Origin of the sequence: Pseudonocardia sp. CA-107938 (assembly GCF_050936315.1) — a bacterium.
Lineage (GTDB): Bacteria > Actinomycetota > Actinomycetes > Mycobacteriales > Pseudonocardiaceae > Pseudonocardia.
In genome coordinates this window covers 715,898-739,911 of record NZ_JBNJNA010000002.1, presented here as the reverse complement: position 1 = coordinate 739,911, position 24,014 = coordinate 715,898, and the positions used below count along the sequence as shown (strand labels likewise).

Here is a 24,014-nt window from a genome sequence, read left to right as displayed (position 1 = left end):
AGTCCTTTCACTGTGCGGGCAGGCCGCCGAGGAACTCGAGGATCGCTTCGTTCACCGGCCGCGGATGCGTGTAGCAGCTCGCGTGCGGCGCTCCGTCCACGGCGACGACCGGGCCGGCGTTCGGGATCCGGGCGGCGTAGTCGCGGGCCTCGTCGAGCGCGATGGAGGCGTCGGCCGTGCCGTGGATGACGAGGGCGGGCGCGGTGATCCGGCTCAGCCGGTCGGTGAGGTCGTCGCGGTGGAGCACGGCGCGGAACGGCACGAGGACGCTGTCCGGCGGCCGGGCCTTCCACTTCGCGATCCACGGTTCGACGTCGTCGCCGCCGAAGGCCATGTGCGCCAGCGCGCGGCACAGTTCGTCGGTCGGACCCTCGATCTCCCACCGGGCGGCCAGGTGCTCCCGTTCGCCGGTGTCGGCGGTGCTGGCGACCTGGCTGTGCGAGGTCGTGTTGATGAGCACCAGGCCGAGCACCCGGCCGGGGTGCCGCAGGGCTGCGGCCAGCGAGATGTACCCGCCCTGGCTGTGGCCGCCGATCACGGCCCGATCGATGCCCAGGGCGTCCATGAGGGCGACGAGGTCCTCGACGTTGTCCCACTCGGTGAACGGCCGGCCGTCGTAGGTCGTGCCGCCGTGTCCGCGCGCGTCCCAGGTGATCACGCGGAACTGCGAGGACAGCGCCTCGACCTGGGCGGCGAACAGGTCGGAGTCGAGCATGAAGCCGTGGGCGAGGACGACCGGCAGTCCCGGCCCCCCGGTGTCGGTGTAGGCGATCGTCGGACCGGTGGGCAGCGTCGCGGTAGCCATGAGCACCTCTGCGGTACGGAACGGGCGTCTCGGAGTCGCCGAACAGGGCATGCCGTCGGCGGGTCGTGGATGCCCGCCCGGATGGTCGCCGATGTGAACCAGAGCATAGATGTAGCAGGTCACATAGTCAAGAATCACATCATCTCAGACCTAATGAATGGCGGGATCGCCGGCGCCCAGCAGGGCGTAGACCGCCTGGTTGGCCGGGGTCGCGACGCCGTGCCGGCGACCGAGGCGGGTCACGGCGCCGTTGAACAACTCGTACTCCGTGGGCCGTCCGGCCAGGCGGTCGTAGAGCATCGACGTTCCGTCCTCCGGCCCGAGCTGGTCGTAGAAGGCGAGGATGCCGGCGACGTCCGCCGGGCCGAGGTCCGCGCCCACCGCCCGCCCGACGGCGACGGCCTCGGTGAGCAGGGCCGTCACCAGGTCACGGATCTCCGGCTCCCCCAGCACGTCCATCCGCCGCAAGGTCAGGGCCGTCACCGCGTTGGCGGCGACGTTGGTCAGCAGCTTGCGCCACGACGCGGTGCGGAAGTCCGCCTCGACGGCGATGTCGAGGCCCGGGGCGAGCCGCGCCAGCCGGGCGGCCGCGTCCCCGGCCGGCACCACGAGCCGCGCGCCGCGGTGGTGGCGCACCCGTCCGGGCGCGACCCGCTCCGCCGCGATGTACACCAGCGCGGGCAGCACCTGCGCGGGCCCGATCATGCCGGCGACGCGCTCGGCATGGCCGATCCCGTTCTGGCACACGACCACCGTCGTCGCGGCGGCGCAGGACCGCTCCAGCCACGCGGCCGCCGTCGGTGTGTCGTGGGCCTTGGTGCAGAGCAGCACCCAGTCCACGTGCGAGAGCCCGTCGGGGTCGGTCAGCACGCGCACGTCCAGCGTGGTCGACGTCCCGTCGCGGTCCAGGACCAGCGGCCCGGGCCCGGACCGGGCGCACACGACCACGTCGTGCCCGGCGTCGGCGACCGTCGCGGCCAGGACGGTGCCGATGCCGCCGGCCCCGACGACGGCGACCGAGGTCACAGGGTGATCACTCCCTCGTCCGCGAGCCGGGCGAGCTCGGCCGTCCCGATGCCCAGCTCCGCGAACACGTCCGCGGTGTCGCGACCGATCCTCGGGACGCCCCGCGCCGCGCCCGCGCGCCGCCCGTCGATCCGGAACGGGGCGGCGAGGTGGCCGCCCACGGTGCGTTCGGCGAACTCGGCCGTGCGCACGACGTCCGCGGGCCGGCGGACCGGTTCCGCCGGCACACCGGCCGCGGCGAGGACGTCGCGGACCTCGTCCGCGGGCTGCCGACGCAGCCGCTCGGCGAGCTTCCGGTCGATCCGGTCGCGGTCCGCCACGCGCTCCTCGAACGACAGGCCCGCCAGGTCCGCGAGGTCGAGGGCCGCGCAGAGGGCGCGCCAGTGGTGGGTCTCGTAGGAGACCGCCAGGCACAGTCGCGAACCGTCGTCGAGCCGGTAGACGCCGTACCCCGCGGGCGCGACGGGGGTGGCGTCCGCCGGCAGGCCGGCGAGCTCGCGGGTGAGCGCGAAGGCGTTCAGCGCCAGTGCGCCGTCGACCATCGCGGTCTCGATCGTGCGTGCCCGCCCGTCGCGGCACCGGCCCGCGACGGCGGCGACGGCGGCGAGCGCGGTCAGGAACCCAGACACCATGTCCACCACGGGCACCGCCGCCGCCGGGCCGTCGAGCAGCCCGGCGACGGCCTGGAACACCAGGTCGTGACCAGGTCGCGACGCGCCGGGACCGGTCAGCCCGTAGGAGGACACGCTCACGACGCAGGCCTGCGGGCAGCGGGCCCGCAACTGGTCCGGATGCACGCCCAGCTTCCGCGCGGTGGTCGGTCGAGCACCCGTCAGGACGACGTCGGCGCCCTCGGCCAGGCGGTCGAGGAGCTCGAGGCCGCGCGGGTCGGCCACGTCGAGCGAGACCGACCGCTGGTTGCGCGACAGGGCGGCGAACACCGCCGGGAACCGGCGGGCGGGATCCCCCGGCGGCGGGCGCTCGACGGTGACCACGTCCGCGCCCAGGTCGGCGAGCAGCAGCGCCGCGAGCGGGCCGGGCACGGTCTCGCTGAGGTTGACCACCCGCACCCCGTCGAGCGGGGCCCCGCTCACGCCGGCACCGTCCGGTACCGGGCCCGCAGGCCGCGCCGATCGAGCTTGCCGGTGGCGTTGTGGGGCAGCTCGTCGAGGACGACCAGCCGCCGCGGAACCTTGAACCGGGCGAGCTGCGCCCGGCAGAACTCCTGCACCTCCGCCAGCTCCGGGGCGGGGCCGTCCACCGCGAGCGCGGCGCAGATGGTCTCACCCCACCGCGGATCCGGTAGCCCGAACACGGCGGCGCCGCGCACGCCGGGCATCGTGGTCAGCACCTGCTCCACTTCCGACGGCATGACGTTGAACCCGCCGGTGATGATCACGTCGCTGAGGCGGTCGACCAGGTGGAGGTAACCCGAGGTGTCCAGGTACCCGACGTCGCCCGTGTGCAGCCAGCCGTCCGGGTCCAGCGCCTTCGCCGTCGCCGCGGGGTTCTCGAAGTACTCGGTCATCACGGTGTCGCCGCGCAGCTGCACCTCCCCCGGTTCGCCGGCCGGGCAGGGCTTCCCGGCGGCGTCGATGATGCGCAGGTCGAGGAAGGGCACCGCACGCCCGGCCGAACCGGCCAGCTCCGGTCGGTCACCCACTGCCGCACGGTGGTCGGCGGGGGTGAGCACGGTGGCCGGCAGCAGGCTCTCGCTCTGCGCGTACACCTGGTGGAGGGCGTGCGGGAACGCCTCGACCGCGACCGCGAGGTCGGCCCGGCCGATCGGCGACCCGCCGTAGACGATCGCCGACAACGCGGACACATCGTGCCCACCGGCCAGGGCCGCGCGGGCCAGCGGCCCCACGACGGTGGGCACCGCGGTGACCACCGAGACCCGGTCGCGCATCAGCCGCTGCAGCACGTCGTCCACCACGAACGCGGGCAACACCTCCTGGTCGGCCCCGTGGCAGGCGAACGCGGGCACGAGGTGCCCCGCGGCGTGACTCAGGGGGATCGCCTGCACGACCCGGTCGCCGGGCTGGACCGGGAAGGCGACCAGGACGTTGCGGACCATCGAGGCCATGGCCTGCTGGGTGGCGACCACGGCCTTGGGCTCCCCGGTGGTGCCGGAGGTGAACAGCAGGGCCGCCGGGGCGTCCGGCGACGGCAGCGGTACGGGCCCCGGGTCGGCACGGTCGGTCAGCGCCGCGACGTCGGTGTCCAGGTCGAGCACCGGGAGGCCGCCCCGCACGTGCGGATCGGCGGCGAGCCGCGCGGCCCATTCCGCGTCCGCGCAAAGCAGCGCGGGCTTCGCGGTGGCCAGGATCGACGGGAGTTCCTGCGGGTTCAGGCGCCGGTTCACGCCGGCCCGCACGAACCCGCCGAGGAAGCAGGCCTGGTCCAGGACCGCGTACTCCAGGGAGTTCGCGGCGATCGTGACCACCCGGTCACCGGGGCGCAGTCCGCGTTCGGTCAGCCCGGCGATCGCGCGGCGCACCAGCGAGCCCAGCTCGCCGTAGGTCGAAGCGGTGGGCCCGTCGCGCAGGGCGACGAGGGCGGCGTACCGGTCGTGCGCGCGGCTGAGCAGGCCGGCGAGGGTCGGAGGGACAGCCATCACGGGCCCCGCTCACACGCCCGCGATCACGACGCCGCTGGCGATCGCGTCGAGCGTCGCCACCCCGCCGCCGACCGTGTGGGACAAGCCGATCCGGGCACCGGCGACCTGTCGCTCCCCCGCGACCCCGCGCAGCTGGGTGGCCAGTTCGACGACCTGCCCGACTCCGGTGGCGCCGACGGGATGCCCCTTGGCGAGCAGCCCGCCACTGGCGTTGACCGGCACGCGCCCGCCCAGGCTGAGCTCGCCGGCCATCACCGCGGGCAGCGCCTTGCCCGGGCTCGCGAGGCCCAGCGCCTCGACCGAGGTGATCTCGCCGATCGTGAACGCGTCGTGCACCTCCGCGACGTCGATGTCGGCTGCGGCCAGTCCGGCAGCCGCGTAGGCCCGGCTGGCCGCCAGTGCCGAGGGTCGGGAGGTCCCGAACTCCGTCCGCGGGCCCGTCGTGGTGCCCGACGCGAGCCCGGAACCGAGCAGCCACACCGGATCGTGCCGGGACTCCACGACGTGCTCGGCGACCAGCACCAGCGCCGCAGCGCCGTCGGCGTTGGCGCAGCACTGCAGCAGGGTCAGTGGGTCGGCGATCGGCCGGGAGCCCAGCACGTCCTCACGGGTGACGGGCTTCCGGAACATCGCCTGCGGGTTGCGCGCACCGGCAGCCCGGTTCTTCACGCTCACCTCGGCGATGTCGTCCGGGTCCGCCCCGGTGTCGTGGGCGTAGCGCTGGGCGTTGAGCGCGTAGATCGCGGGCATGGTCAGGCCCAGCGCGGTGGGACGGTCGGTCCGGTCCAGGGTGATCCCGCCCTGGAACCTGCCGGTCATCTTCTCCGCCCCCACCACGAGGACGACGTCGTGCTGGCCGGCCTCGATCGCCAGGCGTGCGAGGTGCACCGCGGTCGTCCCGCTCGCGCAGGCGTTCTCCACGTTGACCACGGGCACGTCGAACACCCCCGTGCCCGCCAGGATGCGTTGCCCGGCACCACCGCCGCCGAGGACGTTCGACGACCAGACCGCGCCGATCCGGTCGGGCCCGAACCCCGCCTCGGCGAGCGCGGCCTCCGTCGCGGCGATCCCCAGCTCCTCGAGTGCGGTGTCCTCGTGCTTGCCGAACGGCACGAGACCGGTGCCGATCACGGCCACCCGCCTGGTCGTCATCGCTTCTCCTCCGCCTCGAAGACGTAGTGGTCGGGTGCCGACGCGGCGACCAGCCGGACGGTCGAGCCGATCGGCGCGCTGCCGCGCACCCGCGCGAACAGCCGCGCACCGGGCGCGAAGTCGGCGTAGGCCAGCGTGTACGGCACGTCGGTCCCGGGAGGCGCGACGCGGACCACCGTGCTGGTCACGACCTCCCCGGTCGGTGCGAGGGTGGTGTCCGACAGCTGGGTGCCGCCGCAGTACGGGCACCGGCCGCTGGTGTCCGCGGACGGGAAGACCGTCCCGCAGCGGGCACAGCGGTGGGCATCGAGGCCGGGCGCGCTCACAGCGCCACCGAGTAGCCGCCGTTGACCGGGATCGTCTGCCCGGTCACCCACGAGCCCGCGTTCGAGCTGAGGAAGAGGATCATGTTGGCGATGTCCTCCGGCTCGCCGAAGCGGCGGATCATGTACCGCTTGAGCTGCGCCTTCGCCGTCGCCTCGTCGTTGAGGATGTCCTCGACGAAGGGTGTGCGGGTGGCGCCGATCGACACGGCGTTGGCGGTGATGCCGTATCGGCCGGAGCTGCGGGCCACGGCACGGGTGAACCCGGCCGCGCCGGCCTTGGCCGCGGAGTACACCTCCAGGCCCGGCTCGCCCTGCCGGCCCGCGTCGGAGATCACGGTGACGACCCGGCCGGTCCCGTGCTCGCGCATCAGCGGCACCCCGTGCCGGACGCAGTTGAGCACCCCGTAGAGGTTGGTGCCGAGCCACCGGTCCCAGTCCTGCGGTTCCTCGGACCAGAAGTCGGAGAACCCGGCGCGGCCGCCGGGTCCGGCGTTGCCGGCGTTGTTCACCAGTGCGTGCAGCTCGCCGTACTCCTTCTCGACACGGCCGAAGGCGTCGGCGACCTGGGCGTAGTCGGTGACGTCGAACGCCAGCGGAAGGGCCTCGACGCCCTGGCCGCGGACCTCCTCGGCGGTCTTCTCGGCGCGGTCGGCGTAGAAGTCGTTGACCACCACGGCGCGGGCGCCGTGCGCGGCGAAGTGCAGGGCGACCGCCCGGCCGACGCCTTGGCCGGCGCCGGTCACCAGGGCGACCCGGCCCTGCATGGACAGTGGGTTCTGGTTCATCACGTGCCTCACAGGTGCGTCGGCTCGAAGATGGACGGACCGCTCAGGGTGTTGCCGTCCAGGAGACTGCGGGCGATCACGAACTGCTGGATGGTGGGCGGGCCTTCCTCGACGACGTTCGCGCGCGCGTCGCGGAACATGCGTTCGACGGGGAACCTGCGGGTGAACCCGATCCCGCCGAACACGAGCAGGGCCCGGTCGGTGACGCGGCAGACCGCCTCGGAGCCGAACAGCTTGCAGGCCGAGGCTTCGATGGGGATCCGCTGGCCGGCGTCGAGCTTGGCGGCGGCGTCCTCCAGCATGGTGCGCAGGGCGTAGACGTCGGTGGCCATCTCGGCGAGGTAGCGCTGGATGGACTGGCGGGTGCCGATCGGCTTGCCGAACGTGACCCGCTCGTTGGCGCGGGCCACGCTCAGCGCGAGGGCCTCCTCCGCGGTGCCGAGCGACGACGCGGCGACGAAGACGCGGCTGACCTCCATGCCGCGCTCGATCAGGCCGAGTCCCTGGCCCTCCTCCCCGAGCCGGTTGGTCACCGGGACGACGACGTCGTCGAAGGTCAGGTGGCCGTGCTGGAGGCCGCGGGTGCCGAGGGTGCCCGGCAGGGGCGCGATCGTCAGGCCGGGCCGGTCCCGTTCGACGAGCACGGCGCTCACCCCTCGCGCCCCGGCGTCGGGGTCGGTCTTGGCGAAGACGATGAAGTGGCTCACCCAGTCGGAGTTGGTGGTCAGCCACTTCTGCCCGTCGATGCGGTAGTCCTCGCCGTCGCGCAGGCAACGGGTGCCGATGTCGGCGCCGGTGCCGTGGTCGGGTTCGGTGATGCCCATGCCGAAGGAGGCGTGGCCGGTGGCCACCGCAGGCAGCAGCGCGTCCTTCTGCTCCTCGCCGGCCAGCATCTCGAAGACGTGCGCCGAGGAGTTGTGCGCGTGCACGAACCCGCGCAGTCCGCCGTGGATGCGCGAGAGGTCGGCGAGGATCGGCAGGTACTGCGACACGGTGAGACCCGAGCCGCCGTACCGCTCGGGCAGCAGCAGCCCGAACGCGTTCACCTCGCGCAGCGCGGGCACGAGGACGTCCTTCGGGATCCAGTCGGTGTCCTCGATCCGCTCCTCCATCGGGGGGATCAGCTCGGTCATCGCCTTGGCGATCGCCTGGCGCAGTTTCTGGTGGTCGGTGTCGTCCATGGCTGTCCTTGTCGGTGTCAGGAACGCAGACTCAGTCCGCCGTCGAGCGGGATGACGGCCCCGGTGAGGTAGGCCGAGGCGTCGGAGGCCAGCAGGAGCACCAGCCCGGTGAGGTCGTCGAGCCGGCCCAGGCGGCCCAGCGGGACGCGTCGGGTGATCCGGTCACGGAAGCGGTCGTCGGCGAGGAAGTCCGCGTTGAGTTCGGTCGGGAAGTGGCCGGGGCAGATCGCGTTGACGCGGATGCCCAGCGGCGCCCACTCCAGGGCGAGCTGCCGGGTCAGGTGGACCAGCGCCGCCTTGCTGGTGCCGTAGGCAGCGGTGTCGGCCACCGGCTGCAGCGCGGCCGCGGAGGCGACGTTGACGATCGAGCCGGGACGCCCGAGCCGGCGCAGACCGTCGGCGACCACGGTCGACACCGTCCAGGCGCCGGTCAGGTTGACCGCCAGCGCGTCGTCCCAGTCGGCGTCGGTGTGCTCGAGCGCCGGCAGGACGGCGCCGGCTCCGGCGTTGTTGACCAGCACCTCGGGCCAGCCGAGCTCCTCGGCGACCCGCGGAACCGCCTCCCGCACCGCCGCGCGGTCGGTGATGTCCAGTGCCAGCGGCACGATCCGGTCGCCGTCGCGGGGGACGCGATCGGGCCGCCGCGCGGCGCCGATCACGGTGGCGCCCCGCTCGGCGAGGACGCGGGCGATGTGCGCCCCCAGACCCGAGGAGGCGCCGGTGACCAGGGCGATCTTCCCAGCGAGGTTCGTCATCGTCCGGTGAACCTCGGTGCGCGGCGGGCGGCGAAGGCCCGCACTCCTTCGGCGTAGTCGGCGGATCCCTGGTGCGCCTGGGCGATGTCGAGCGCATGGGCGAGCCCGGTCGACCGGTCCTGCTCCAAGCCGTCCTGGACCAGTTCCTTCATCCGCCGCAGCCCGAGCGGGCTCTTGCGGGTCAGCGCGACGGCCAGCCGCTCGGCCTCGGACATCAGCTCCGCCCCCGGTACGACGCGGTGGATCAGGCCCCAGCGCTGGAAGTCCTCCACCGGCGCGGTGTCACCGCTGAACATCAGCCAGAGCGCGGGGTTGCGCCCGATGCGGCGGGGCAGCCGGTAGGTCCCGCCGGCGCCGGGCAGGAGACCGGCGTTGGCGTGCAGGTCACCGATCCGGGCACCTTCGGCGGCGAGGACGACGTCGCAGCACAGCAGCAGTTCCAGGCCGCCGGCCGCGGCCGTTCCGTTCACCGCGGCGATCACCGGCTGGGGCTGGCGCTCCAGCAGGGCGAACACGGCGTCGCTGCGGGCCAGGTCGACGTCGGGCAGCGCGTCCGGGTCGCCCGGGTCGACGGTGAGGTCGGCGCCGGCGCAGAAGGCGCTGCCGGCTCCGGTGACGACGAGCGCGCGGACGGCGTCGTCGCCCGCGGTGGCGGTCAGGACGGATTCCAGCTCGTCGAGCATCAGCGGGGAGATCGCGTTGCGCCGCTCCGGCCGGTTCAGGGTGATCCACCGGACCTGCTCGCGATCGGTGACGAGGACGGTCTCCAGCTCCGGCACGATCACACCGCCCCCGCCCACCCGGCGACCTGGTCGCGCAGTGCCCGCTTGAGCACCTTGCCGGAGGCGTTGCGCGGCAGCTGATCCACCAGCTGCCACCGGGTGGGGCGCTTGTAGCGGGCGATGCGGCCGGCGACGTGCGCGCCGAGTTCCTCTGCGGTCGCCTCCGCGCCCGGGACGAGGACGACCGCGGCGGCGACCGCCGCGCCGTACACCTCGTCCGGCACGCCGAACACGGACGCCTCCGCGACCGCGGGGTGGCTGTGCAGCGCCTCTTCCACCTCGCGCGGGTAGATGTTCTCCCCGCCGGAGATGATCACGTCGTCGATGCGGTCGACGACGGTGAAGTAGCCGTCCGTGCCGCGCACCGCGAGGTCGCCCGTGTGCAGCCAGCCATCGCGCATGGCCTCGGCGGTCGCGTCGGGTCGGTGGTGGTAACCGACCATGCAGGTGCCGGCGGTGCTGACGACGACCTCGCCGGTCTCCCCCACCGCCACGTCCGTGCCCGACGGGTCCACGATGCGCACATGGGCCCCGTAGGCCTCGCGGCCGGTCTGGGCAGCGCGGTCGCGGTGGTCGTCGGGGCGCAGCACCGCGATCGTGGTGGCTTCGGTGGTGCCGTACCACTGGTAGAACCCGGCCCGAGGGAATGCGCGCCGCGCCCGCTCCAACGTCGCCGCGGCGATGGCGGAGGAGCCGTACCAGATCTTGGTGAGCGAGCTGGTGTCGTGGGCCGCCACGTCCGCGTCCCGCACGATCATCGCGAGCATCGTCGGCGACCAGAGCGTGACGGTCACCCGTTCCTGCTCGACGAGGTCGAGCGCGCCGTCGGCGGAGAAGCCCCGACCGGTGAGCACGACCGTCGCGCCGAGCGCGAGCGCCGGCAGTAGCTGGATGACCAGGCCACCACCGTGGAACAGCGGCATCGAGATCAGCATGACGTCGCCCTCGCCGAGGTCGCCCTCGATCGCGTAGACCGGCAGGAGCCGCACGGTCGAGTCGTGCGTGGCGAGCACCCCTTTGGGGAATCCCGTGGTGCCGCTGGTGTAGAGCACCGTGGCGATGTCCAGCGGTTCGCTGAGGTCCTCCGGCGCGGCGTCGTGGTGCGCGGCGAGGAGGTCGCGATAGGACAGCCGCCCCCGGGTGGCTTCGCGGTCGTCGACGGCCACGACCGTGGGCCGGTCCTGCGGGAGCGCGGCCTCGACGGCGTCGGTGTAGCCCGGGCCGGTCACCACCACGCGCGGCGTGGTGTCGGCCAGGACGTAGGCCAGTTCCTCCGGCCCGTACCGGAAGTTGAGCGGGACGAACCAGGCGCCCGCCTTCATCGCGGCGAAGGCCACCACCACGAGCTCGACGCAGTTCTCCGCCATGATCGCGACGCGGTCGCCGCGCCGGACCCCCAGCTCCCGCAGCGCCGCGGACAACCGGTCGGTGTCGCGGTCGAGCTCGGCGTAGGTGAGGGCGGACCCGCTCGTCGAGACCGCCGTCCGGTCTGCGAACCGTCTCGCTCCCCGGCGCGTGACATCGGTCAGTGTGCGCACGCCAGCATCCACTTCCTTCCCGGCACCGTTGCACGTGGTCGGCGCCCGAGCAGCGGCCCGGACGCCTCTACGGTCCCCCATCGCCCCCGGCTCGTCAAGGATCGAATCATCGCAATCCTGATTATCTGGCTTGGCCAGGATCCCGTAGGATGACGAGAGCTCGGATGGAGTGGGTGCTGATGGTCAGACCTCGACCGGCGCCTCAGTGACGACAGGGGTGTTCATGAACCACATCCACGCCAAGGAGTACGAGGAGCTGATGGTCGAGCGCGCCGAGCGCTCCGGCGTCGAGGTCGACCTCGACGTGCTCGCCGTGACGTTCAACCTCGTCCGCGCGGCGAACAAGCTCGTCGCGGACCTCGAGCAGAACGTCTACCGGGCGCGCGGGGTGAGCTACGCGGGCTTCCGCGTGCTGTTCGCCCTGTGGGTCGTGGGCGAGAGCGAGCCCCGGCAGCTCGCGCAGCTGGCCGCCGTCACCAGGTCGAGCGTGTCGAGCGTGCTCAACACCCTGGAGGACGCCGAGCTCGTCGCGCGGCGGCGGGACTCCAGCGATCGCCGCATCGTGACGGTGGAGCTGACCAAGCGCGGCCTGGAGACGGTGCTGGAGACCTTCGGCAGCCACCACGACCGCGAGCGGGCGTGGACGAGCGGGCTCTCACCGGCCGACCGCCGCACGCTCGCCGACCTCCTGCGCCGCCTCATCGAGCACCACGCCGGCTGATCGTGCAGACCTTCGACTGGTCGCCACCGGTCGCCGGCCGGATCGTCTCGGCGCCGCGGGCCCTGGACTCGCTCGCCGGGCTGCTGGCCGATCTGGACCTGGCCGGCGTCGTGCTGGTGACCAGCCCGTCGATGGCCCGCAGCCCGGTGTTCGCGACGCTGCGGGAGCAGGCGGGCGACCGGATCGTCGGCGTGCACGCGACGGTCACCCCGCACTCACCGATGACGGACGTGCGCACGCTGCGCGACATGGCCGTCGCGCGCGGGGCCGACGGCTACGTCGCGCTCGGCGGGTCCAGCGTCATCGATACCGCGAAGGCCGCCATGTGGCTCGACCTGGACACGACGCGCCGCCGGACGGTCGCGGTCCCGGCGATGTTCGGCGGCGCCGAGGTCACCCCACGCGCGGGGGTGACCGACGAGGGCCGCAAGGTCGGGCTGAGCGACGAGCGGATCGTGCCGGCCGCCGTCGTGCTCGATCCGCGGGTGCCGGCCGCGCTGCCGTCCCGGCTCACGCACGTCTCCGTCGCCAACGCGCTGGCCCACTGCGTGGAAGGACTGGTCGGCACGGGCCGCTCGCCGCTGACGGACGCCTTCTACCTGCGCTCACTGGCGCTGATCCGCGACGGCGTGGACCGGCTGGACGAGCCGGGCGAGGCGATGAGCGCGTTCCAGTCCGCTGCCGTGCTCGCCGCCCTCCCCCGCGTCGGGATGGCGGCCGCGCACGCCGTCGTGCACGTCCTCGCCCCGCTGGCGAGGGTCGGGCACGCCGTGGCCCACGGCGTCGTGGGCCGGACGGTGATGAGCTACACCGCCCCGGCGGTGCCCGACCGGCACGCCCTGATCGCCGACGCGCTGCGCGCCGACACCGCGCTCGACGGCGTGACCTCGGTGCTCGACACCCTCGGCGTGCCGCGCGGGCTGCGCGCGGCCGGGGTGGACCGCGCGCAGCTGTCCCTGGTCGCCGACGCACTGCTGGAGTCCGGGCTGCCGGGCAACCCGCGCCCGATCGACGGCCGCGACGGGCTGCTGCGCATCCTCGACCACGCCTGGAGCGGCGAACTGCCGCAGGACTGGTGACGGGAGCGGGCCGCGCCCCGCGGCCCGCTCCCGTCCGTCAGTCGAGGAGGTCCGGCTCCAGCCGCAGGATCTTCTGGTGCAGCGGCTGGAAGTTGAACCACCCGAACTCCGGGGTGCCGGTGACACTCGCGACCTGACGCGCCTCCGCCTCGTCGATCAGGATCGGATCACCGGCGGCCATCGCGAGCAGCTGCGACTGGCACGACCGCTCCATCGAGATGAACCACCACGCGGTCTCGGCCACCGTCCGCCCGACCGTGAGCAGACCGTGGTTCTGCAGGACGACGGCCTTGTGGTCACCGAGCGCCTTGGCGATGCGGTTGCCCTCCTCCGGGTCGAACACCAGCCCGCCGAACCCGTCGTAGACGCTGTGGTCGCCGTAGAACGCGAGCGAGTCCTGGGTGATCGGATCGAGCGGGCGACCGAACGCGGAGAAGGTCTTGCCGTGCAGGGAGTGCGCGTGCGCCACCGCCTGCACGTCGGGTCGGGCGGCGTGCACCCGCGAGTGGATGTAGAAGCCAGCCAGGTTGACCAGCCCCGCGCCCTCCACCAGCCGCCCGTGCTCGTCGACCAGCAGGAGGTCGGAGACCCGGATGTGCTCGAACGGCACGCCGAACGGGTTCACCCAGAAGCAGGTGGGATGGATCGGGTCACGGGCGGTGACGTGCCCGCCGACGCCCTCCCCGAACCCGAACTTTCCGAACAGCCGGAACGTCGCGGCCAGTTCGCGCTTGCGGCGCAGGCGCTCCTCCTCCGGAGAGCTCGCCACGGGTGGCGTCGGAAGCCGGTAGGCGGCGTCGTCGAACGTCGGCAGGACCGTGCTCATACGGTTTCCCTTCTCTCCTGCGGTTGCGTGGGGGATCCGCCGTTCATCCGCTCGATCCGGGGCCCGACGGCCAGCACCGTCACGACCCCCAGGACCATGACCACCGCGATGAGCAGCAGGGCTGCGCGGAAGCTGCCGGTGGCCTGCTGGATGCTGCCGGTCAGCAGCGGGCTGACGATGCCGGTCAGGTTGCCCGCCGAGTTGATCACCGCGATCCCGGCCGCCGCCGCGGCGCCGGTTAGGCCGAGCACCGGGATGCGCCAGAACTGCGACAGCGACGTGTAGATCCCGGCGAAGCTCAGGCAGGTACCGACCAGGAACGCGACGCGGTCGTCCGTCATCGCCGCGAGGACCACACCGGCCGTGCCGACGCACAGCGGGAGAGCGGTGGAGAAGACGGCGCTGCGGCGGGCGAACACCTTCGGCCACACCAGCATGACCAGCAGTGCGAAGGCCGACGGGATGGCCGACAGCAGCACGCTGGTCGCATCGGTCGGGGACGCGCCGCGGGTGTTGGTGAGCAGCTGCAGCATCTGGGGCAGGAAGAAGCTGAAGGCGTAGATGCCGAAGGTGAGCGCGAAGAACGCGAAGGCCAGCGCCCACACCCGTCCGCTCCGCAGCGCGTCGGCGATGCGGGCCGGCACCGCGGTGTCCCGCTTCTGCGCGGCCTCGGCGTCGAGCTGGTCCTGGATGTGCTGTCGTTCCGCGGCGGAGAGCCACTTCGCGGTGGCAGGGTTCCTGGCGAGGCGCGTCATCAGCAGGATCCCGAGGACCACCGTGATCGCGCCCTCGACGAGGAACACCGAGCGCCAGCCGACCATCCCGGTGAGGTGCTGCCCCCATTCGAGCAGGCCGGCGGTCAGCGGCGCGCCGACGATGCCGGACACCGCGATCACCGACACGAACACCGGGTAGGCCCAGGCGCGTTGCTTCGCCGGGAACCAGTAGGTGATGTAGAGCAGGACCCCGGGGGCGAGGCCGGCTTCGGCGAGTCCGAGCAGGACCCGCAGGACGTACAGCTCGCCGGCCGAGTCGACGGCCGCCATCACCGCCGTGACCGTCCCCCAGGCGAGCAGCGTGCACCCGATCCAGGTCGGCGCGCCGAACCGCCGCAGCGCCAGGTTGCTCGGGACGGTCGCGACGATGTACCCGATGAAGAACAGCGTGGAGGTCAGTCCGATCTGGATGTTCGTGAGGCCGAGGTCGCGCGACATCGGTGCGGCGACGAAGCCGATGTTGACGCGGTCGATGTAGCCGAGCACGTAGGCGGCGCCGAGCAGGGGGAACGTGCGGAGGGCGACCTTGCGCCACAGTTTCGGGAGGTCGGGTGCCGAGCTGATCTCGGGCATGGTGTCGTCCGTTCGCAGGGCGGATCAGAGCGCGGGCGAGCGCTCGGACAGGAACCGGGCGATGGCGGACGCCACCTCCCGGGGATGGGTGGCCGGGCTGGCGTGGGGCGCGCCGTCGATCACGACGACCGGATCAGCGCCGGGCAGGTGCGACGCCCACTGCCGCGCCTCGGCCACCGGAACGGCCGAGTCCGCGCTCCCGTGCACCACCAGCGCCGGTGCGGTGATCTCGGACAGGCGGGGCGACAGGTCGTCTCGCTCCATCACCGCGCGGAACGGGTCGGCGAACTCCGCGGGGTGCCGCTTCATCCACTTCTCGATCCAGGGCTCGACATCGCCGTCGCCGAAGACCATCGCGCCGAGGACCTGGCACAGTTCCGGGGTGGGTCCGGCGGCCTGCCAGGCGTCGCCGAACGCCGTCAGCTCGCCGAGGGAGCTGCCGTCCTGACCGGCGGGCGTGGTGTCGATCAGGACGAGACCGGCGACGCGCTCCGGCGCGAGCAGCGCGGCCGACATCGCGACGAAGCCGCCCTGGCTGTGCCCGCCCACGACGGCCTGGTCGATGCCGAGGGCGTCGAGGAGGGCGATCAGGTCGCGCGCGCTGTCCCACAGGGTGAAGGGCCCGCCGTCGTGCGCGGTGCGCCCGTGGCCGCGCGCGTCCCAGGTGACGACCCGGAAGCGGTCGGCCAGCAGCGCGGACGGCTCGTCGAACAGGTCGGAATCCAGCATGAACCCGTGCCCGAGCACGAGGGGAACACCCCTTCCGCTGTCGCGGTAGGCGATCCGGGGGCCCGTGGCCACCGAGGCGAAGCGCGTCATCTCTGACCTCCAACCAGGTCGGCGTTGACCGGCGACCCGCAGAACGGTAGGAAGCGTGGTCTGTGATTGTCAAGGATCCCATCATTAGATTTAGGACGAGTTGCCGACGGGAGCGCGCATGCGGAACGAGTTCGAGGGCAGGATCGGGGTGGTCACCGGCGCCGCGAGCGGGCTCGGCGCCGAAGTGGCGCGACGGCTCCGCGAGCAGGGTGCGACGGTGGTGGCCGCCGACCGGAGCGAGATCACCGAACCGGACTGGGTCCGCGTGGCGTGCGACGTCAGCGACGAAGGCGACGTGCGACGGCTGTTCGACGTGTGCCGCGAGCGGTTCGGGCGGGTGGATCTGCTGTTCAACAACGCCGGGATCAGCGGTGCGCCCGCCCGGCGGGTGCACGAGTACGAGGCCGCGGAGTGGGACCGCGTGCTCGCCGTCAACCTGCGGGGCGCGTTCCTCGTGCTGCGCGCCGCACTGCCGCTGATGCTCGCCCGCGGTGGCGCGGTGGTGAACACGGCCTCGGTCGGAGCGGTCCGGGCGCGGCCCGGGTTCGCCGCCTACACCGCGTCCAAGGCGGCGGTGAGCATGCTGACCCGGCAGGCCGCGCTCGAGTACGCCGGCGACGGGATCCGCGTCAACGCGGTGGCGCCGGGGCTGATCGACACCCCGCTCGCCGGGGACCTGACCCCGGAGATGCGGGCCGAGACGGCCGCGCGGACCCCGCTGGGTCGGCTCGGCACACCCGCCGAAGTCGCATCACTCGTCGCGTTCCTGCTCTCCGACGCCGCGTCCTACGTCACCGGCCAGACGTACCTCGTCGACGGTGGCCGCTGCGCCTGACAGCACCGCAGACCGAGAGCGGGCGACATCGCTCCGCGACCCGTCACCAGCAGCGGCGACCTGCTCGTCCTGGGCGCTCCCCGCCGCCGCTGTCGGGTCGGAGACCTCACCCGTGCCTGCGGAGGTCGTGGAAGAAGTCCTCGACGACGTGCAGGTCGCCCGCCGCGCGCACCCGGTCGTAGACGTACTTGCCGACGGCGAGGTCGAGCACCCCGAGGCCGAACGGTGAGAACACCACCGTGCGGTCGGCCGGGATCTGCACCTGCCCGGTCATGACGTCGTCGAGGGTGCCCCCGCGATCACCGCCGAGGAAGTCGCGGTTGCCGGTGAGCTGCTCCAGCAGGTGCGGGGAGGTGTCGGCCTTCAGGCAGTGCTCGATGTCGTCGACGATGTTGACGGCGTCGAGCAGGATCTCCGGCGCCAGGTCGCGCAGGGAGATGTGCAGCACGAGCGGGTGGTGCTCGAACCACGTCGGGTCCTCGACGTGCGGCTTCGGCGCGATCGTCGCGAACACCACGAGGTCGGACGCGCGGATGAGCGACTCGGCGCTGTCGTGCACGGTGGCCTTGCCCGACCCGGACTGATCCAGGTAGGCGGCGAACCCGGCGGCGCTCTCGGCGTGCGTGTCGTGCACGCCGATCTCGTCGAAGGTCCAGCCCGTCCCGGCGAGGAACGTGTGGATGTAGCGGGCGATGAGTCCCGTGCCGATGAACCCGACGCGACGCGGCCGCGGCCGGCCGGAGGAGAGGGTCTGCGCGCCCAGCGCGGCCGAGGCCGCGGTGCGGGTGGCGCTGATGATGGAGCTCTCCAGGCAGGCGAACGGGTAGCCGGTGTCGTGGTCGTTGAGGATCAGCACGGCCGAGGCGCGCGGGATGCCGGCGGCGACGTTGTCCGGGAAGCTGGAGATCCACTTCAGGCCGTCGACGCGCACCTTGCCGCCCAGCGACGCGGGCAGGGCGATGATGCGCGCGGTGGGCCGGTCCGGGAACCGCAGGAAGTACGACGGCGGGTTCACCGAGTCCCCGGCGCCGTGCCAGTGGTAGGTGGCCTCGACGAGGTCGACGATCTCCCGTTCGCGCCCGGCGAGGGCGCCCTGCACCTGCGCCCCGGAGATCACGGCGAACGGCGGCGGCATGAGCGGCGCGGTCATGCCGGCCGCCCAGGCAGCGGCGCCGGCAGCGCCGGACGGATCGGCTCGGCCATCCCGACGAGCACCTCGCGCTGCCCCTCGTAGGGCTCCCGGCTGTGCGCGCAGCGCAGGTTGTCCACCAGCAGCACGTCGCCGGGCCGCCACGGCTCGCGCATCGTGTGCGCGTTGTAGACCTCGGTCATGAGGTCGACGATGCCCTTGCCGACGGGCTCGCCGTTGCCGAACAGGGTGGTGAACGGCAGGCCCTGCGGACCGTAGGTGTCCACCAGGAACTCCCGGACGTCGGCGTCCATCGTCCACTCGCTGAGGAACGCGATCTGGTTGAACCAGCTGCGGCGGCCGGTGGGGGCGTGGGTCATCACGGCCGAGCGGCGCTGCCAGGTGCGCAGCCCGCCGTCGGGCTGCCACTGGAACTCGATCGCGTTGGCGCGGCAGTACGCCTCGATGGCGTGGTGATCGGCGGTGCCGAAGGCGTCGGCGAACGAGGCCCCGATCTCGTCGTTGTAGTTGCGGGCGAGCACCCAGCCCTCGCGCGCGAACCGCTCGACCAGCGGCGGTGGCAGGGCGTTGAGCACGGCGGCGCCGTCGGCGACACCGGTCTCGCCGCCCCGGGTCGGTGCGGTGATGCAGGCGAACATCATGAGGCCGGGCACGGCCGAGGCGAAGCTCTGCTCGTGGTGCATGCACATCTGCTGGTTGGCGGGCCACGGCGTGGTCGACTGGAGGCCGTTCGGGAAGTGCTCGCGCGGCGCGAAGGGCTCCCGCTCCGGGATCAGGTCGCCGCCGATCATCCGGAACACCGTCGCGATGCGGTCGGGGCTGCGCAGGCCGAGACCGCGCACCAGCACGGCCCCGTGCTGCGCGACCGCGCCCCGCAGCGCGGCGCGGTGGTGGGCCGTCCAGCCCTCGGCATCGGGACCGCAGTCGGCCAGCACCAGCGGCGGCTTGCCGGGCGCGGTCTGCACGGGAAGCGGGTTCGTCATGGTCATCGGATCCTCCGCCGGTGATCGGTCGTTCCGAGGGTCAGCCGTTGGGCCGGTCGATGTGGGCGGCCAGGTCGGCCAGGACGGGTTGTTGCGTGATGGCCTTGAGCGACACCACCCGGCCGGTGGCGATGGCGAGCTTGACCGCCGTCAACGACGTGCCACCGCGGTCGAAGAAGTTGTCGTTGCGGCCGATGCGGTCCAGGGGCACGTCCAGGACCTTGGCGAACGCGGCCGCCAGCATCTTCTCGGTGGGGGTGGACGGCGGGACGACGACGTCGTCCTCCATGTCCGCGAGCTCGGCGGCGAACACCCGCAGCGTCTTCGTGTCGATCTTGCCGTTCGGGGTCAACGGCAGTGACGCCTGCCAGTGGAACGCCACCGGGACCATGTAGTCGGGCAGTGTCTCGCCCAGCCGCCAGGCGAGCTCCTCGGCCGGGATCGGTCTGGGGGCGGCGTAGAACGCCACGAGGTGCGCGCTGCCGTCCGGTCGCTGCGCCACGACGACGGCCGCGTCGCGGACGCCGGGCACGCGCAGCAGCGCGCTGTCGATCTCGCCGATCTCGATGCGGAAGCCGCGGATCTTGACCTGGCTGTCGCGGCGGCCGAGGAACTCCAGCTTGCCGTCGGGCAGCCAGCGGCCGTAGTCGCCACCGAGGTAGAGGCGCTGACCGGGCTTGTGCGGGTCGGTCAGGTAGCACTGGCTGGTCCGCTCGGGATCGTTGACGTACCCGCGGCCGACGCACACGCCGGAGAAGGCGATGAGGCCGGGCGCGCCCAGCGGGACGGGGTTCAGGTCGGGATCTACGACGTAGACCCGCACGTTGCGCACCGGGGGTCCGAGCGAGATCCGCCCGGACCGCGGCGCCTCCCGCAGCACCTCGTGGTTGGTGTCGTCGGAGGTCTCGGTGAGCCCGTAGGCGTTGACCAGCGGGATGTCGGGGGCGACGACGAACCAGCGCTGGACGACCTCGAACTTGAGCGCCTCTCCGGTGGCGGAGACGATCTTCAGGTCGGGCAGCTCGCGGCCGCGGTGCTCGAGGAAGGTGGCGATGACCTCGAGGTAGGACGGCACGACCTGCATGACGGCGACGCGCCGGGCGGTGATCTCGTCGACGAAGCGCTCGACGTCGAGGATGGTGTCCTGCGGGACGATCACGGTGCGCCCGCCGACGAGCAGCGCGGAGACCAGCTGCCACAGCGAGATGTCGAAGCACTGGGGCGCGATCTGGGCGACGGCGGCGCCCTCGTCGATGCCGAGGTCCTCGATCTTGGCGAGCAGGTGGTTGAGCATCCCGGCGTGCTCGCACATGGCGCCCTTGGGCTCGCCGGTGGAGCCGGAGGTGAAGTAGATGTAGGCGAGCTGGTCGGGGCCGACCGGAGTGCCCAGGTCGTCGTCGGCCCGCCCCTCGGCGTAGGCCTCCTCGAACAGGACGGTCCGGGTGCCGGTCGCGGTCGCCAGCGCCTTGCCGAGCATCTCGTCGCTGCCCGGCTCGGTCAGCGCCAGCCCGCACTCGGCGCGGTTGAGGGTGGTGGCGATCCGCTCGGCGGGGAACTGCGGCTCGATCGGCAGGTACACGCCGCCGGCCTTGAAGATCGCGATGACCGCCGCGAGCCAGTCGAGGTTGCGCTCGGAGACCACCGCCACCACGCCCTCGCGGCGCAGGCCGCGCGCCTGCAGCGCCCGCGCCAGGCGGTTGGCCCGGGCGTTGAGCTCGCGGTAGGTCCACTGCCGGTCCCGGTGCTCGGCCGCGACGGCGTCGGGGTGGGCGGCGACGCGCTGCTCGAACAGCTCGTGGAAGCGCTGGTCGGGAAGCTCCCGCTCGGGTCCGGCGAGGCCGTCGATCTGGAAGGTGCGCTCCTCCTCCGACAGCAGCGAGGCGGGCCGTCCGTCGGGATCGGTGGTGAGCTGCCTCAACGCGGTGACGTGGTAGCCCGCGATGCGGGCCGCGGCGGCGCCGTCGATCGCGTCGGTGCGGTAGCGCAGGCGCAACGCGCCGTCCGGTGCGGCGACCTGCAGCACCGTGTGCCACGCGAACTCGGCGTCGGCCGCGGTGGGGTCCAGCTCCGTCTCGAACAGCGGCTCGGTGTGGCCGCGCTCCGCGGCGACGTCGTCGAACGTGACCTCGTGGCAGGACAGCACCCACTGCTCGGCACGGGCGGCCGCGGTGACCAGCTCGCGGCACGGGGCCGCGGTGCCGAGCCGCAGCGGCACGGCCGGGTCGCCGGGCCCGCTGCGGTACCCGGCGGTGACCTCGCGCTCGCCGGAGAGCGCCGCCAGCACGACGGCGTGCGCTGCCGCCAGCTGCCCGGGACGCAGCGCAGGCAGGTCCGCGGGAAGCGGCTCGACGTGCTCGGCCACGGTCGAGGTGCCGGGTGCGGGCCATCGCGGGATCGTGGTGCGGCCGGCCTTGTCGAGCAGCTCGGTCCAGAACAGGCGCTGGGTTCCCGCAGGGACGATCATGGCTTCCTCCGCGACGCGATGGGCAGCTGTGGGGCGGACCCCAGCTCGGCCGCCGGGTTGCCGCCCCAGCGGGTGAAGGACCCCGTCTCCTCGCCCTTCATGACGAAGGAGTCGGCCTCGATGATCGAACCGTCGCCGAGCCGGGTCCCGTAGTGGATGAACGCGCTGACCCCGACCGTCACGTTCGAACCGACCACGACCCGGTCGGACTTGAACGCGTCGTTCTCCTGGGAGTGGCACTGGATGAGGCTGCGGTCGTTCATCGAGCAGTGGTCGCCGATGGTGACGAGCGACCGTTCGGTCAGCCCGAGACCGTCGTCGAAGAGCCGGCGACCCACCTTGACACCGAGCGCCCGCCACAGGCCGGCCTTGAACGGCGTGCCGTTGAGGCGCTGGATGTAGAGATCGGCGCTGACCTTCCAGTAGCGCTCGTGGCGCCAGAAGCTGCGGTCGTAGATCGACACGCCCTGCGGCCGCAGGGCGACCAGCCGGCGGACGACGGCGTCGAGCAGCACGAAGTAGCCGAAGGTGGACAGCAGCTCGACGACGCCCAGCGCGGCGATGGTCACGGACCCGAACCGCGGGTACAGCTCGAGCGAGAGCCGGAGGAGCAGGAAGACGACGGTGAGGTAGAGCAGCCTGCTGACCAGCAGCATCGCGATGCTCACCGCGTTGTGCCGGTCCTTCGCCGCGACCCCGGCGCGGCGCTGCGCCGGGGAGACGCCGAGCCGGTCGTCGCGGTCGGTGGAGCGCGGGATCGGGAAGCTCGGGGAGCCGAGCAGTCCGATGCCCCGCCGGACGGGTCCGTCGATCGGGACCATGACCTTCGTTGCCAGCAGGCAGTCGTCGCCCACCCGTGACCGGGCCGGGTAGAAGATCCCGTTGCCGAGGAAGCTGTGCGCGCCGATCTTCGCCGGGGACACCACGAACCGGTTGGCCGAGTAGTCGACGTTCACGAAGGTCAGCCCGTCGGCGACGACGGTGCCGCTGCCCACCTTGCAGAGGAACGGGCTGTCGTGGTTCACCACCGTGCCGAAGTTCGAGCCGGTCTGCTCCACCCGGTCGAACTTGTAGCCGATGGCCCGCAGGTAGCCGACGACGTACGAGCTGTCGCCGGTCACGCGCATCAGGAACGGACTGTTGGTCAGCCGCGTGATCGAGCGCAGCGCCCAGTAGGCGATGCCGTACGTGCGGCGGACCTTGTTCGGGCGCACCAGCACCGCGAGCAGCCGCGGGACCGTGGTCATGACCAGCAACCCGCCGACGATCCCGCCGAAGAGCACGACGGCGGCCACGACCAGCGCGTCGACGACCGGCGGCGTGACATCCGCGCCGGCTTCGAGGCTCACGAACAGCTGCTGGACGAACGGGACCTCGCGCACGAGCAGCGCCACGCCGGCCTCGCCCGCCGGCAGCGCGATACCGAAGAGCACCACCAGCTGCACGAGCGCGTACACCGCCTTGCGCAGGGTGCCGCCCTTCGCGGGAGGCACGGCGCGGTAGTCGACCGTCGTCGGTTCGGCCGGGTTGCCGTGCCAGCGCCGGCCGGCCGGCACCGACTGCCCGGCGTGCAGCGACGACGTGTGCCCGAGCTGCGCGCCGTCGCCCACCGAGGTGAAGACGTCGAGCACGGTCGCCTCGCCCACCAGCGCGTCGGCGCCGATCGAGACCGGGCCCGTCTGGATCATGCCGGACTGGGCCCGGTAGGCCGTGAACGACGACGACTTGCGGACGACGGCGTGGGCGCCGATGGTCAGCAGATCGGTGCACACCGGCACGGTGGGCGACAGGATCGTCGCTCCCTTGCCGATCTTCGCGCCGAGCAGGCGCAGGTAGACGGGATAGAGCGGGGTGCCGACGAACCGCACCAGCGGGTTCGTCCGCACCAGGGTCTTGACCAGCCAGAACCGGAAGTAGCGGAATCCGTAGACGGGGAACTGGGTGGGCTTCCACCGGCCCACGAGCAGCCACTTCACCAGGATCGGCAGCAGCGCGGTGCCGAGGAACAGGCCGCCGGTGAACGCCGCCGCGCGCTCGTAGAGGTCCAGGGGCGTGGTCCCCGCCAGCACCCACTCCGCACCCGCGGCGAACACGAACGCGATCAGCGCGGGGTAGCCGAGCAGCACCAGCAGCTGGAGGAAGCCGCAGATCAGGTAGGTCACGGTGTGGACCGGGGCCATGGCCGGGTCCTGCTCGACCGCGGCCACGTCGGTCTGGCGGAGCAGGGCCAGCTTGATCGTCACCGTGTCGGTCGGGCTGACCGGTGCCTTGGTGGCCGCCTTCGCGCCGGCCTTGGCGAGCTCGGCGATCGTCGGCGCGCGGTAGATGTCCTTGATCGCGACGTTCGGCAGGTCGGCCCGGCCGCGCACCTTCGCGCAGAACCGGGCCATGACCATCGAGTCGGCGCCGAGGTCGTCGAAGAAGTTGCTGGTGGTCGCGACCCGGGGCACGCCGAGCACCTCGGCCAGCAGCGCCGCGTACCCGGCCTCCAAGTCGCCGTCCGGGGCCACCGCGGTGGCCGCGACCGGTCGTGGGTCGGCGGGTCGGCTGCCCGGCGGTTCCGGCCGCGCGGGCTTGGCGGGGCCAACCGTGGGTCGGGCAGGTGCGGAAGGGCTGCCGGGTCGTGCCGGGGTGGAGGGGCCGCCGGGTCGTGCGGGAGTGGAAGGGCTGCCGGGTCCTGCCGGCGCGGAAGGGCTGGCGCCGGCTCGTGCGGGGGTCGAGGGGCCGCCAGGTCGTGCAGGAGCGGAAGGGCTGCCGGGTCGCGCCGGGGCGGAGGGGCTGCTGCTGCCGGGACGCGCGGGTGCGGACGGACCGGCGA

At 72.8% G+C, this 24,014-nt stretch carries 21 protein-coding genes; 3 read left to right on the top strand and 18 right to left on the bottom strand.

The genetic code is table 11. The features are described 5' to 3' along the window. Positions 1 to 7 precede the first annotated feature (7 nt). The 11 genes from ACQEVB_RS36445 to ACQEVB_RS36395 all read right to left on the bottom strand — a co-directional run bounded on the left by ACQEVB_RS36445 (position 8) and on the right by ACQEVB_RS36395 (position 10,970). Positions 8 to 805, bottom strand: coding sequence for an alpha/beta fold hydrolase (locus ACQEVB_RS36445; protein WP_432982882.1), 798 nt, complete (start codon positions 803 to 805; stop codon positions 8 to 10). 150 nt (positions 806 to 955) lie between these two features. Then, a complete protein-coding gene (locus tag ACQEVB_RS36440; RefSeq protein ID WP_432982879.1) occupies positions 956 to 1,831 on the bottom strand; it encodes a 2-dehydropantoate 2-reductase in 876 nt (291 codons plus the stop codon). Then, complete coding sequence (locus tag ACQEVB_RS36435) at positions 1,828 to 2,925, bottom strand: CoA transferase (RefSeq protein ID WP_432982876.1); 1,098 nt, start codon at positions 2,923 to 2,925, stop codon at positions 1,828 to 1,830. Before ACQEVB_RS36435 ends, ACQEVB_RS36440 begins: the two co-directional genes overlap by 4 nt. After that, positions 2,922 to 4,448, bottom strand: a complete 1,527-nt coding sequence (locus ACQEVB_RS36430; protein WP_432982873.1) for a class I adenylate-forming enzyme family protein — start codon at positions 4,446 to 4,448, stop codon at positions 2,922 to 2,924. The genes ACQEVB_RS36435 and ACQEVB_RS36430 overlap by 4 nt, the downstream gene beginning before the upstream one ends. A 12-nt stretch (positions 4,449 to 4,460) precedes the next feature. Further along, positions 4,461 to 5,603 (bottom strand): thiolase family protein, encoded by a 1,143-nt coding sequence (locus ACQEVB_RS36425; RefSeq protein WP_432982870.1) that lies wholly within the window; start codon positions 5,601 to 5,603, stop codon positions 4,461 to 4,463. Further along, a complete protein-coding gene (locus tag ACQEVB_RS36420; protein WP_432982867.1) occupies positions 5,600 to 5,929 on the bottom strand; it encodes a Zn-ribbon domain-containing OB-fold protein in 330 nt (109 codons plus the stop codon). The genes ACQEVB_RS36425 and ACQEVB_RS36420 overlap by 4 nt, the downstream gene beginning before the upstream one ends. After that, positions 5,926 to 6,714 (bottom strand): SDR family NAD(P)-dependent oxidoreductase, encoded by a 789-nt coding sequence (locus tag ACQEVB_RS36415; protein WP_432982864.1) that lies wholly within the window; start codon positions 6,712 to 6,714, stop codon positions 5,926 to 5,928. Before ACQEVB_RS36415 ends, ACQEVB_RS36420 begins: the two co-directional genes overlap by 4 nt. Positions 6,715 to 6,722: 8 nt before the next feature. Beyond that, positions 6,723 to 7,895: an acyl-CoA dehydrogenase family protein gene (locus ACQEVB_RS36410; RefSeq protein WP_432982861.1), complete on the bottom strand. Its 1,173-nt coding sequence runs from the start codon at positions 7,893 to 7,895 to the stop codon at positions 6,723 to 6,725. A 17-nt stretch (positions 7,896 to 7,912) separates the two neighbouring features. After that, a complete protein-coding gene (locus tag ACQEVB_RS36405) occupies positions 7,913 to 8,650 on the bottom strand; it encodes an SDR family NAD(P)-dependent oxidoreductase (RefSeq protein ID WP_432982858.1) in 738 nt (245 codons plus the stop codon). After that, positions 8,647 to 9,429, bottom strand: a complete 783-nt coding sequence (locus ACQEVB_RS36400) for an enoyl-CoA hydratase/isomerase family protein (protein ID WP_432982855.1) — start codon at positions 9,427 to 9,429, stop codon at positions 8,647 to 8,649. Before ACQEVB_RS36400 ends, ACQEVB_RS36405 begins: the two co-directional genes overlap by 4 nt. 2 nt (positions 9,430 to 9,431) lie before the next feature. Further along, positions 9,432 to 10,970 (bottom strand): class I adenylate-forming enzyme family protein, encoded by a 1,539-nt coding sequence (locus tag ACQEVB_RS36395; protein WP_432982852.1) that lies wholly within the window; start codon positions 10,968 to 10,970, stop codon positions 9,432 to 9,434. 223 nt (positions 10,971 to 11,193) lie between these two features. On the opposite strand from ACQEVB_RS36395, the gene ACQEVB_RS36390 reads away from it, so the two are divergent. Beyond that, positions 11,194 to 11,691: a MarR family winged helix-turn-helix transcriptional regulator gene (locus ACQEVB_RS36390; protein WP_432982849.1), complete on the top strand. Its 498-nt coding sequence runs from the start codon at positions 11,194 to 11,196 to the stop codon at positions 11,689 to 11,691. 2 nt (positions 11,692 to 11,693) lie between these two features. Next, positions 11,694 to 12,770: an iron-containing alcohol dehydrogenase family protein gene (locus tag ACQEVB_RS36385; RefSeq protein WP_432982846.1), complete on the top strand. Its 1,077-nt coding sequence runs from the start codon at positions 11,694 to 11,696 to the stop codon at positions 12,768 to 12,770. A 37-nt stretch (positions 12,771 to 12,807) separates the two neighbouring features. Here ACQEVB_RS36385 and ACQEVB_RS36380 read toward each other — a convergent pair whose 3' ends face one another. From ACQEVB_RS36380 to ACQEVB_RS36370, 3 genes are read right to left on the bottom strand one after another with little or no spacing between them, the layout of a single operon-like run. Beyond that, on the bottom strand, positions 12,808 to 13,596 hold the full coding sequence (locus ACQEVB_RS36380) for a class II aldolase/adducin family protein (RefSeq protein WP_432982843.1): 789 nt from the start codon (positions 13,594 to 13,596) through the stop codon (positions 12,808 to 12,810). Beyond that, positions 13,593 to 14,945: an MFS transporter gene (locus ACQEVB_RS36375; protein ID WP_432982840.1), complete on the bottom strand. Its 1,353-nt coding sequence runs from the start codon at positions 14,943 to 14,945 to the stop codon at positions 13,593 to 13,595. Before ACQEVB_RS36375 ends, ACQEVB_RS36380 begins: the two co-directional genes overlap by 4 nt. Before the next feature lie 24 nt (positions 14,946 to 14,969). Next, entirely contained in the window at positions 14,970 to 15,764 is a 795-nt protein-coding gene (locus tag ACQEVB_RS36370; RefSeq protein WP_432982837.1) for an alpha/beta fold hydrolase, read from the bottom strand. A 118-nt stretch (positions 15,765 to 15,882) separates the two neighbouring features. Between ACQEVB_RS36370 and ACQEVB_RS36365 the strand changes: the two genes are divergently transcribed. Beyond that, the gene (locus ACQEVB_RS36365; protein ID WP_432982834.1) at positions 15,883 to 16,599 is read left to right on the top strand and encodes an SDR family NAD(P)-dependent oxidoreductase; all 717 of its coding nucleotides are present in this window, start codon (positions 15,883 to 15,885) and stop codon (positions 16,597 to 16,599) included. A gap of 106 nt (positions 16,600 to 16,705) precedes the next feature. On the opposite strand, the gene sbnB is transcribed toward ACQEVB_RS36365, so the two are convergent. The 4 genes from sbnB to ACQEVB_RS36345 are packed head-to-tail and all read right to left on the bottom strand — an operon-like array spanning position 16,706 to position 23,688. Then, positions 16,706 to 17,749 carry a 2,3-diaminopropionate biosynthesis protein SbnB gene (gene sbnB / locus ACQEVB_RS36360; RefSeq protein ID WP_432982831.1) on the bottom strand — a complete coding sequence of 348 codons (1,044 nt, stop codon included), beginning with the start codon at positions 17,747 to 17,749 and terminating at the stop codon, positions 16,706 to 16,708. After that, a complete protein-coding gene (locus ACQEVB_RS36355; protein ID WP_432982828.1) occupies positions 17,746 to 18,738 on the bottom strand; it encodes a TauD/TfdA family dioxygenase in 993 nt (330 codons plus the stop codon). The genes sbnB and ACQEVB_RS36355 overlap by 4 nt, the downstream gene beginning before the upstream one ends. A 34-nt stretch (positions 18,739 to 18,772) precedes the next feature. Next, positions 18,773 to 21,196, bottom strand: a complete 2,424-nt coding sequence (locus ACQEVB_RS36350) for a non-ribosomal peptide synthetase (RefSeq protein ID WP_432982825.1) — start codon at positions 21,194 to 21,196, stop codon at positions 18,773 to 18,775. Next, on the bottom strand, positions 21,193 to 23,688 hold the full coding sequence (locus tag ACQEVB_RS36345) for a Pls/PosA family non-ribosomal peptide synthetase (RefSeq protein WP_432982822.1): 2,496 nt from the start codon (positions 23,686 to 23,688) through the stop codon (positions 21,193 to 21,195). The genes ACQEVB_RS36350 and ACQEVB_RS36345 overlap by 4 nt, the downstream gene beginning before the upstream one ends. Positions 23,689 to 24,014: the final 326 nt, after the last annotated feature.

Excerpts from the sequence above, each read along its gene's own strand:
- ACQEVB_RS36445 (WP_432982882.1), bottom strand. The coding sequence starts at position 805 with ATGGCTACCGCGACGCTGCCCACCGGTCCGACGATCGCCTACACCGAC.
- ACQEVB_RS36430 (WP_432982873.1), bottom strand. The coding sequence starts at position 4,448 with ATGGCTGTCCCTCCGACCCTCGCCGGCCTGCTCAGCCGCGCGCACGAC.
- ACQEVB_RS36425 (WP_432982870.1), bottom strand. The coding sequence starts at position 5,603 with ATGACGACCAGGCGGGTGGCCGTGATCGGCACCGGTCTCGTGCCGTTC.
- ACQEVB_RS36415 (WP_432982864.1), bottom strand. The coding sequence starts at position 6,714 with ATGAACCAGAACCCACTGTCCATGCAGGGCCGGGTCGCCCTGGTGACC.
- ACQEVB_RS36410 (WP_432982861.1), bottom strand. The coding sequence starts at position 7,895 with ATGGACGACACCGACCACCAGAAACTGCGCCAGGCGATCGCCAAGGCG.
- ACQEVB_RS36405 (WP_432982858.1), bottom strand. The coding sequence starts at position 8,650 with ATGACGAACCTCGCTGGGAAGATCGCCCTGGTCACCGGCGCCTCCTCG.
- ACQEVB_RS36390 (WP_432982849.1), top strand. The coding sequence starts at position 11,194 with ATGAACCACATCCACGCCAAGGAGTACGAGGAGCTGATGGTCGAGCGC.
- ACQEVB_RS36380 (WP_432982843.1), bottom strand. The coding sequence starts at position 13,596 with ATGAGCACGGTCCTGCCGACGTTCGACGACGCCGCCTACCGGCTTCCG.
- ACQEVB_RS36375 (WP_432982840.1), bottom strand. The coding sequence starts at position 14,945 with ATGCCCGAGATCAGCTCGGCACCCGACCTCCCGAAACTGTGGCGCAAG.
- ACQEVB_RS36370 (WP_432982837.1), bottom strand. The coding sequence starts at position 15,764 with ATGACGCGCTTCGCCTCGGTGGCCACGGGCCCCCGGATCGCCTACCGC.
- ACQEVB_RS36365 (WP_432982834.1), top strand. The coding sequence starts at position 15,883 with ATGCGGAACGAGTTCGAGGGCAGGATCGGGGTGGTCACCGGCGCCGCG.
- sbnB (WP_432982831.1), bottom strand. The coding sequence starts at position 17,749 with ATGACCGCGCCGCTCATGCCGCCGCCGTTCGCCGTGATCTCCGGGGCG.
- ACQEVB_RS36355 (WP_432982828.1), bottom strand. The coding sequence starts at position 18,738 with ATGACCATGACGAACCCGCTTCCCGTGCAGACCGCGCCCGGCAAGCCG.
- ACQEVB_RS36350 (WP_432982825.1), bottom strand. The coding sequence starts at position 21,196 with ATGATCGTCCCTGCGGGAACCCAGCGCCTGTTCTGGACCGAGCTGCTC.